General features: G+C 35.8%; 5 protein-coding genes, 2 tRNA genes and 1 pseudogene. All 8 read left to right on the top strand.

Annotation, left to right across the window (positions count from 1 at the left end; genetic code table 11):
- The first annotated feature begins 5 nt into the window (after positions 1-5).
- The 8 genes and pseudogenes from BXO88_RS15920 to BXO88_RS15885 all read left to right on the top strand — a co-directional run bounded on the left by BXO88_RS15920 (position 6) and on the right by BXO88_RS15885 (position 6,469).
- A tRNA-Val gene (locus tag BXO88_RS15920) sits at positions 6-78 on the top strand.
- Positions 79-109: 31 nt separating this feature from the next.
- Positions 110-183 (top strand) — tRNA-Met (locus BXO88_RS15915).
- A 189-nt stretch (positions 184-372) separates the two neighbouring features.
- Entirely contained in the window at positions 373-1,443 is a 1,071-nt protein-coding gene (locus tag BXO88_RS15910; protein ID WP_078038709.1) for a 6-phosphofructokinase, read from the top strand.
- Positions 1,444-1,483: 40 nt separating this feature from the next.
- The gene (gene dnaX / locus BXO88_RS15905) at positions 1,484-3,082 is read left to right on the top strand and encodes a DNA polymerase III subunit gamma/tau (RefSeq protein WP_078038708.1); all 1,599 of its coding nucleotides are present in this window, start codon (positions 1,484-1,486) and stop codon (positions 3,080-3,082) included.
- A 10-nt stretch (positions 3,083-3,092) separates the two neighbouring features.
- Positions 3,093-3,428, top strand: a complete 336-nt coding sequence (locus BXO88_RS15900; RefSeq protein WP_078038707.1) for a YbaB/EbfC family nucleoid-associated protein — start codon at positions 3,093-3,095, stop codon at positions 3,426-3,428.
- On the top strand, positions 3,428-4,024 hold the full coding sequence (gene recR / locus BXO88_RS15895; protein WP_078038706.1) for a recombination mediator RecR: 597 nt from the start codon (positions 3,428-3,430) through the stop codon (positions 4,022-4,024). The genes BXO88_RS15900 and recR overlap by 1 nt, the downstream gene beginning before the upstream one ends.
- 36 nt (positions 4,025-4,060) lie before the next feature.
- A pseudogene (locus BXO88_RS17285) lies at positions 4,061-4,708 on the top strand (tetratricopeptide repeat protein); the annotation flags it as partial.
- A 1,032-nt stretch (positions 4,709-5,740) separates the two neighbouring features.
- Complete coding sequence (locus BXO88_RS15885; RefSeq protein ID WP_078038704.1) at positions 5,741-6,469, top strand: CvpA family protein; 729 nt, start codon at positions 5,741-5,743, stop codon at positions 6,467-6,469.
- The last annotated feature ends 342 nt before the right edge of the window (positions 6,470-6,811 follow it).

Raw genomic sequence — 6,811 nt, 5'->3', positions numbered from 1 at the left:
TGAATGGGGTCTTAGCTCAGCTGGGAGAGCATCTGCCTTACAAGCAGGGGGTCACAGGTTCGAGCCCTGTAGGCCCCATTATATTTTTGAAAATAACAAAATTTATTATCGCGGGATGGAGCAGTCTGGTAGCTCGTCGGGCTCATAACCCGAAGGTCGTAGGTTCAAATCCTTCTCCCGCAATGCTTGAAGATCACCAGTATGGTGGTCTTTTTTTGTGATATGAGATCAAACAGTATAAATGTAGTCTGCCGGTATAATCCATTTTCACTTGATTGAAAATAAGGTAGTATACTTGTATAATTTATTAAGTTATCAATTAATGATTAATTCGTAAAACAAACGTAGTTTGATAGAAAGGAGAAGTTGTATATGAGAATAGGTATGTTGACAAGTGGCGGAGACTGTCAATCTTTGAATGCAACTATGAGAGGTGTAGGTAAAGCACTATTCAGCACATGTGAAAATCTTGAGATATTTGGATTTGAAGATGGATATCAAGGTCTTATTTATTCTGAATACCATAAAATGGAACGTTCTGACTTCTCTGGAATTTTAAATATAGGTGGTACCATACTTGGAACATCGAGAACACCGTTTAAGCAGATAAGAGATAAGGATGAGAATGGTTTAGATAAAGTTGAGGCCATGAAACATACTTACAGACAGCTTAGACTGGATTGCCTTGTTGTACTCGGAGGAAATGGTTCACTGAAAACAGCAAATCTTCTGGTAGAAGAAGGACTTAATGTGATTGCTTGCCCAAAGACTATAGATAATGATCTTTGGGGAACAGATATGACATTTGGTTTTCATTCGGCTGTTAATATAGCTACGGAAGCTATTGACTGTATACATACAACAGCTGCTTCTCATAAAAGAGTATTTATAGTTGAAATAATGGGACATAAAGTAGGTCTCATGACTCTTTATGCAGGATTGGCAGGTGGTGCAGACATTATTCTGATACCGGAGATTCCTTATCATCTTGATGTCATTTGTAATAAAATTTCAGAGAGATATAATCGAGGATCCAAGTTCTCCATAATTGCTGTGGCTGAAGGAGCCATATCATATGAAGATTCTCTTTTATCTAAGAAGGAATATAAAAAGAAGTTAGCAAACAGAACATACCCTTCAGTCTCTTATGAACTTGCTGATCAGGTATTGAAAAAGACCGGTATTGAAGTGAGAGTAACTGTTCCTGGACATACACAAAGAGGAGGAGCGCCTGTTCCATATGACAGAGTGTTGGCAACACGCTTTGGCGTTGAGGCTGCCAAGCTTGTAAAGAGCGGCGATTATGGAAATATGGTAGCATTGGTAAACGGTAGTATAGTTAAAGTTCCACTAAAGGAAATAGCAGGAAAGCTTAAGACTGTGGATCCAAAGTCTCAGATAGTAAATGAAGCCAAGCTTTTAGGCATATCTTTTGGAGACTGACAGATTTTTATAATATAAATGTTACAAATGAGGTTTTTAATTGAGTTACACTGCATTATACAGAAAATGGCGATCAAAAACATTTGATGAAGTAAAAGGTCAGGAACCGATTACTGAGGCGTTTAAAAACCAGATAAAAACCGGAAGAATAGGTCATGCATATTTATTTTGCGGAACAAGGGGAACCGGAAAAACATCTGTGGCTAAGATATTTGCAAGAGCAGTAAACTGTCTTAATCCTGTTAATGGTAATCCGTGCAATGAATGTGCTGTATGCAGATCCATACTTAATGATTCAAGTATGAATGTAATGGAAATGGATGCTGCATCCAACAATGGTGTTGACGATATCAGACAGATAAGAGATCAGGTTCAGTACCCACCTGTTGATGGAAAATATAAGGTATATATCATTGATGAGGTACATATGCTCAGTCAGGCCGCATTCAATGCTTTTCTAAAGACATTGGAGGAACCTCCCGAGTATGTAATCTTTGTGTTGGCCACAACAGAACCAAATAAACTTCCGATTACTATTCTATCAAGATGTCAGAGGTATGATTTTAAGCGTATATCTACTGAGACTATAGCGGGAAGGCTTAGAGAAATATCAGATTATGAAAACATCGATGTAGAAGATGAGGCATTGCATTATATTGCAAGAGTTGGCGATGGTTCAATGAGAGATGCAGTATCCCTATTGGATCAATGTTCTGCCTTCCAGTTTGATCATAGGATAAAGTATGAGGATGCATTAGATATACTTGGTTCCGTAGATACTTCAGTTTTTTCAGATATCATCAGAGCTTTGAATCAGAAGGATATAAAAAGTATTCTGGATATTATTTCAAGGGTCATAGAGCAGGGAAGAGAAATAGGTCAGTTCATATCTGATCTTATTATGTATATAAGAAATCTTCTTTTGGCCAAGAATGTTGATAATCTACAGGGACTAGTGGATATGTCAAAGGAAAACCTCGAACGCTTGAAGAGTGATTCCAAGCTGTTTTCTATTACTGAATTACTAAGATATATCAGAATGCTTAGTGATTTAAGTAATCAAATGAGATATTCTACACAAAAGCGTATTTTGCTCGAAACAACGCTCATGAAGCTTGCATATCCAGAAACAGATGCAACTCTTGACGGACTGAATGCAAAACTTAGTGAAATTAGAAGAGAAATATCTAATTTAGATATAAATAGTCTTTCGATTGATCAGGTAAATACCATAAAGGGGGATGTCAAATCATCTTCAAATGATTTGAATAAGTTAAAGTCACCTTCAAAGATCACATTGCCAAAGGCACAATATGATGATTTACAGCTGCTGAAGAAGGATTGGAGAAATATATGTATCGCTGTTCCTTCATCGGTAGTTTCAGTTGCGCTTAGAGACACTTTTGTAAAACCTAATAAGGATAAGGATGGAATGGTTATAGTTACCAGGAGCAGGGGAAGCTATAAAATAATTTCAGAATCTGATTCAAAGGATATGTTATGTAAAGTTGTTGAAAACAGATATAATAAATCAATAAAATTCAGTACAGAGTTATCAGAAGAGAAAGAAAACTCAACTGTATATGTTACTGAAGATGATTTAAATAAAATAAATATCAATATAGAAATAGAAGGGTAAGGTAATTAACATGGCTAAGCATGGTGGATTTCCTGGTGGAATGCCGGGTATGAATATGAACAATCTTATGAAGCAGTATCAGCGTATGCAGAGAAAGCTTGAGGAGACTCAGGAGGAGCTGGCTAAAAAGGAATATGTTGGTCAGGCCGGAGGTGGTGCTGTAAAAATCACTGTTACAGGTGAAAAGAAGATATTGAAGGTGGAGCTTGATAAGGATGCTGTAGATCCTGAGGATGTAGAGACATTAGAAGATATGATTCTTGCTGCCGCTAATCAGGCACTTGGTGAAGCTGAAGAGGATTCTCAGTCGCAGATGGGTAAGTTAACCGGAGGACTTAGTTTTTAATGGAATATTTTTCAAAAGATATTTCAAGACTGATCAATGAATTGGCTCATCTTCCGGGGATAGGACCAAAGAGTGCACAGAGATTGGCATTTCATATTATTAATGGACCTAAGGAACAGGCAGAACAGCTTGCTGACTCTATTGTAAAGGCCAGAAATAACGTACATTATTGTAAGATATGCTATACATTGACGGATTCTGATATATGTCCTATTTGTTCTTCAGATAAACGTGATCATAGTCAGATTATGGTCGTTGAGAACAGCAGAGATATGTCTGCGTATGAACATACAGGAAAGTATGGTGGGGTTTATCATGTTCTGCACGGAGCGATATCTCCGATATTAGGAATTGGACCTGATGACATACGCCTAAAAGAGCTTGTATCCAGACTTAAGGATGATGTGGAAGAGGTCATAATAGCCACGAATTCTTCTTTGGAGGGCGAAACAACAGCTACATATATAACAAAGCTTATTAAACCTCTTGGAATCAAGGTATCACGTATAGCTTCAGGTGTTCCTGTAGGAGGAGACATCGAGAATATTGATGAAGTTACGTTGTTACGTGCATTGGATGGAAGAATAACTTTATAATATAAATCAAAAACTGCTAAGGAGTAGAATTATTTAATGGATAAGTATGAGTTTAACATCAAAGCAGAACAAATGCGTAAGATGGCTGATCAGGGAGAATATAAGACTGCAATGCAAATTGCAGATACTATAGACTGGAGACGTGTAAGAAATGCTAATCTTCTATCTTCTGTAGCAGAGATATATGAATATAACAAAGAATACGAAGAGGCCAAGGATATTCTTCTTCTTGCTTTTGAGCGTGCACCGGTTGGGAAAAGATTTTTATTTAAGTTAACAGAGATATCTGTAAAAGCAGGGGATATTCAGGATGCACAGGAGTTTTATAGAGAATTCTGTGAAATGAGTCCAGATGATTCAAGACAATATCTGCTCAGATATATGATATTAAAAGCAAAGCATGCTTCAGCTGAACAATTATTGACACCTTTGGAGGAGTATACATCTGTAGATGTAGATGAGAAATGGCTGTATGAGCTTGCAAAATTATATGCGGAAGCCGGCTACGAGGATGAGTGTGTTAAAACCTGTGATAAGATAATGCTTTTATTTGGTCTTGGACAGTATGTCGATAAAGCAATGGAGCTTAAGCAGCAATACAGATATGTACCCGAGAGAAATAATGATTATCTGCAAAACAGTATCAGTCATGAAGATAATACCGAGTATGTATCAAGAGAACATTCAGAAACAAATGAAAGTCTTGAGGATGATGCTAAAAGATACGAAAGGTTAAATGAGGATAATTCAGTTGAGTCAATTGCTAATTCTTCAGGAGAAGAGAATAAGGTCATTGATTTAAGCGGAATCTATTCAAAAAAAGAAGAACTTCCAAAGAAAGAGCTGAATAATTATCATATGATTATAGAAGCAAAGACTAAGGAAGATGGTTTTAAAATCGCTGTAAATGAGATTAAGTATTTTCATGATAAATATGGTTATACATTCAAAGTAGCAAAGACGAATTCTGAAAAGCTTAATGAAAAGGGATTTACTGCATTCAAATCTAAGATAGAAGGTAAAGATCTGATTATTGAGGATGCGGGTGCTCTGACATATAAAGTTGTAGATGAGATTGAGGATTATATCGAATCATTGAACGATTCAAGCTCAGTGGTATTAGTGGATGTGATAGACCATTTTGACAGGATGGCTGAAGATCGACCTATGTTTATCAAGAAATTTGATCTTGTTTCTGATGTGGATGATGAAGAAGATATCGTAGAAGATGTTGACTTAGGTACATCAGAAGAAGACTTACCAGAAGAAGATACATGGCGTTCAGAACAGATTGCAGAGGAGAGACCTCGCGTAACTTCTGAAGCAGATAAAATAAGATCAATTGATGGTATAGCAGGTAATAGTGATAAGATCCCTGTTCTGGAAGATGAAAGTGATAAGATAGATGAATCTTTACCAGAGGATTTCTATGAAGAGATGGATATAGATATGTTTGTTAATTATGCTCAGACATATTCTAATCAGATTGATTGTGTTTTACCTGGCAATACCGTTCTTGCATTGTATGAAAGAGCAGAAATAATGCAGGAGGATGGAGTGACCTTGAGTAAGGCAAGTGCAGAAGAACTGATCGAGGAAGCTGCAGACAAGGCTGAAAAGGTTGGCATAGGGAAGAAATTAACAGGCGTATTTCATCCAAAATACGATAAAGAAGGAAGACTTATACTCAGAGAAGATTGTTTTATAAATTGATTTATGACAGAAATTATTGAAATATTAAAAAATGATTGGCTTCAGATAAGCGTGGTTACCTTTATGGTAGCCATGCTTATCTTTGGTTATTATAAGGGACTGATAAAAATGTCATCCAATCTGGTCTCCGTTGTGATATCTGTGATACTTACCAAGAGTGCGAGACCTTATTTTCAGGCTTGGATAACTAATAATGAATATATAAAATCGTATATTAACAATAGGATCCATGAGAAGCTACAAGAGAATTTAGATAGTATTGCAGTTTCATCAGAGGGCAATGATACATTAGTAAGCAATAGCATGACTAATGAGTTGTTGAAAAAATTCATAGAATCAGATCCAAAGGATAATGTAGAGAAATTCTATGAAATGATTGGTCTTGATAAGATAACAGAAATGGTAGCAGACAAGGTTACAGAGTTCGTTTTATCTGTAATAACTTTTATACTCTTGCTGATATTAATAACTGTCCTTGTAAAGATTTTATTTAAGATATTGGATAAGGTAGCTGATTTGCCGGGCTTAACAGCTGTTAACAGAGTATCAGGAAGTATACTTGGTCTGATAGAATCTGTAATCTATATATGGATTATTTTTATAGTATTTAATTTATTACCTCAACATGGATTAGTTGCAAGTGCTGTAGAACAAATGAACAGAGAAGGGACATGGATAAAATTACTTAAAGAAGCAAATATATTCATAAAGATCTTTCAGACTATCATCTAAGATGTGGATAAGTGAATATACTAACTTAAATAAGTGGATAAGATACTTCTTTAGAAACATATAACACATAAGGTAACAAAAGAAACGGCTATATTTCGGACATTTGTAATGTGGAAATATAGCCGTTTCTTTTGTTAAAGCAGAATATAAGTACCGGATCAGAAAGATGACATATAATGATAATAAAATTAAATCAAAAAAAGCAGAAAAGTATTGACACTAATAATATGATTTGTTATATTAAACAAGCTGTCGCAGAGAGATAAAGAAACTCTTAAAAAACAGCTCAGAACCTTGAAAATCAAAGATCGATTAATACACAGACCCTGAAGATTCTAAGAA

The sequence above is a fragment of the Oribacterium sp. C9 genome, from assembly GCF_002007235.1.
Classification (GTDB): domain Bacteria; phylum Bacillota; class Clostridia; order Lachnospirales; family Lachnospiraceae; genus Oribacterium.
This window is presented reverse-complemented; position numbering and strand designations above follow the sequence as displayed.

Coding starts and splice junctions, on each gene's coding strand:
- BXO88_RS15885 (WP_078038704.1), top strand. CDS start 5,741: ATGACAGAAATTATTGAAATATTAAAAAATGATTGGCTTCAGATAAGC.
- recR (WP_078038706.1), top strand. CDS start 3,428: ATGGAATATTTTTCAAAAGATATTTCAAGACTGATCAATGAATTGGCT.
- BXO88_RS15900 (WP_078038707.1), top strand. CDS start 3,093: ATGGCTAAGCATGGTGGATTTCCTGGTGGAATGCCGGGTATGAATATG.
- BXO88_RS15910 (WP_078038709.1), top strand. CDS start 373: ATGAGAATAGGTATGTTGACAAGTGGCGGAGACTGTCAATCTTTGAAT.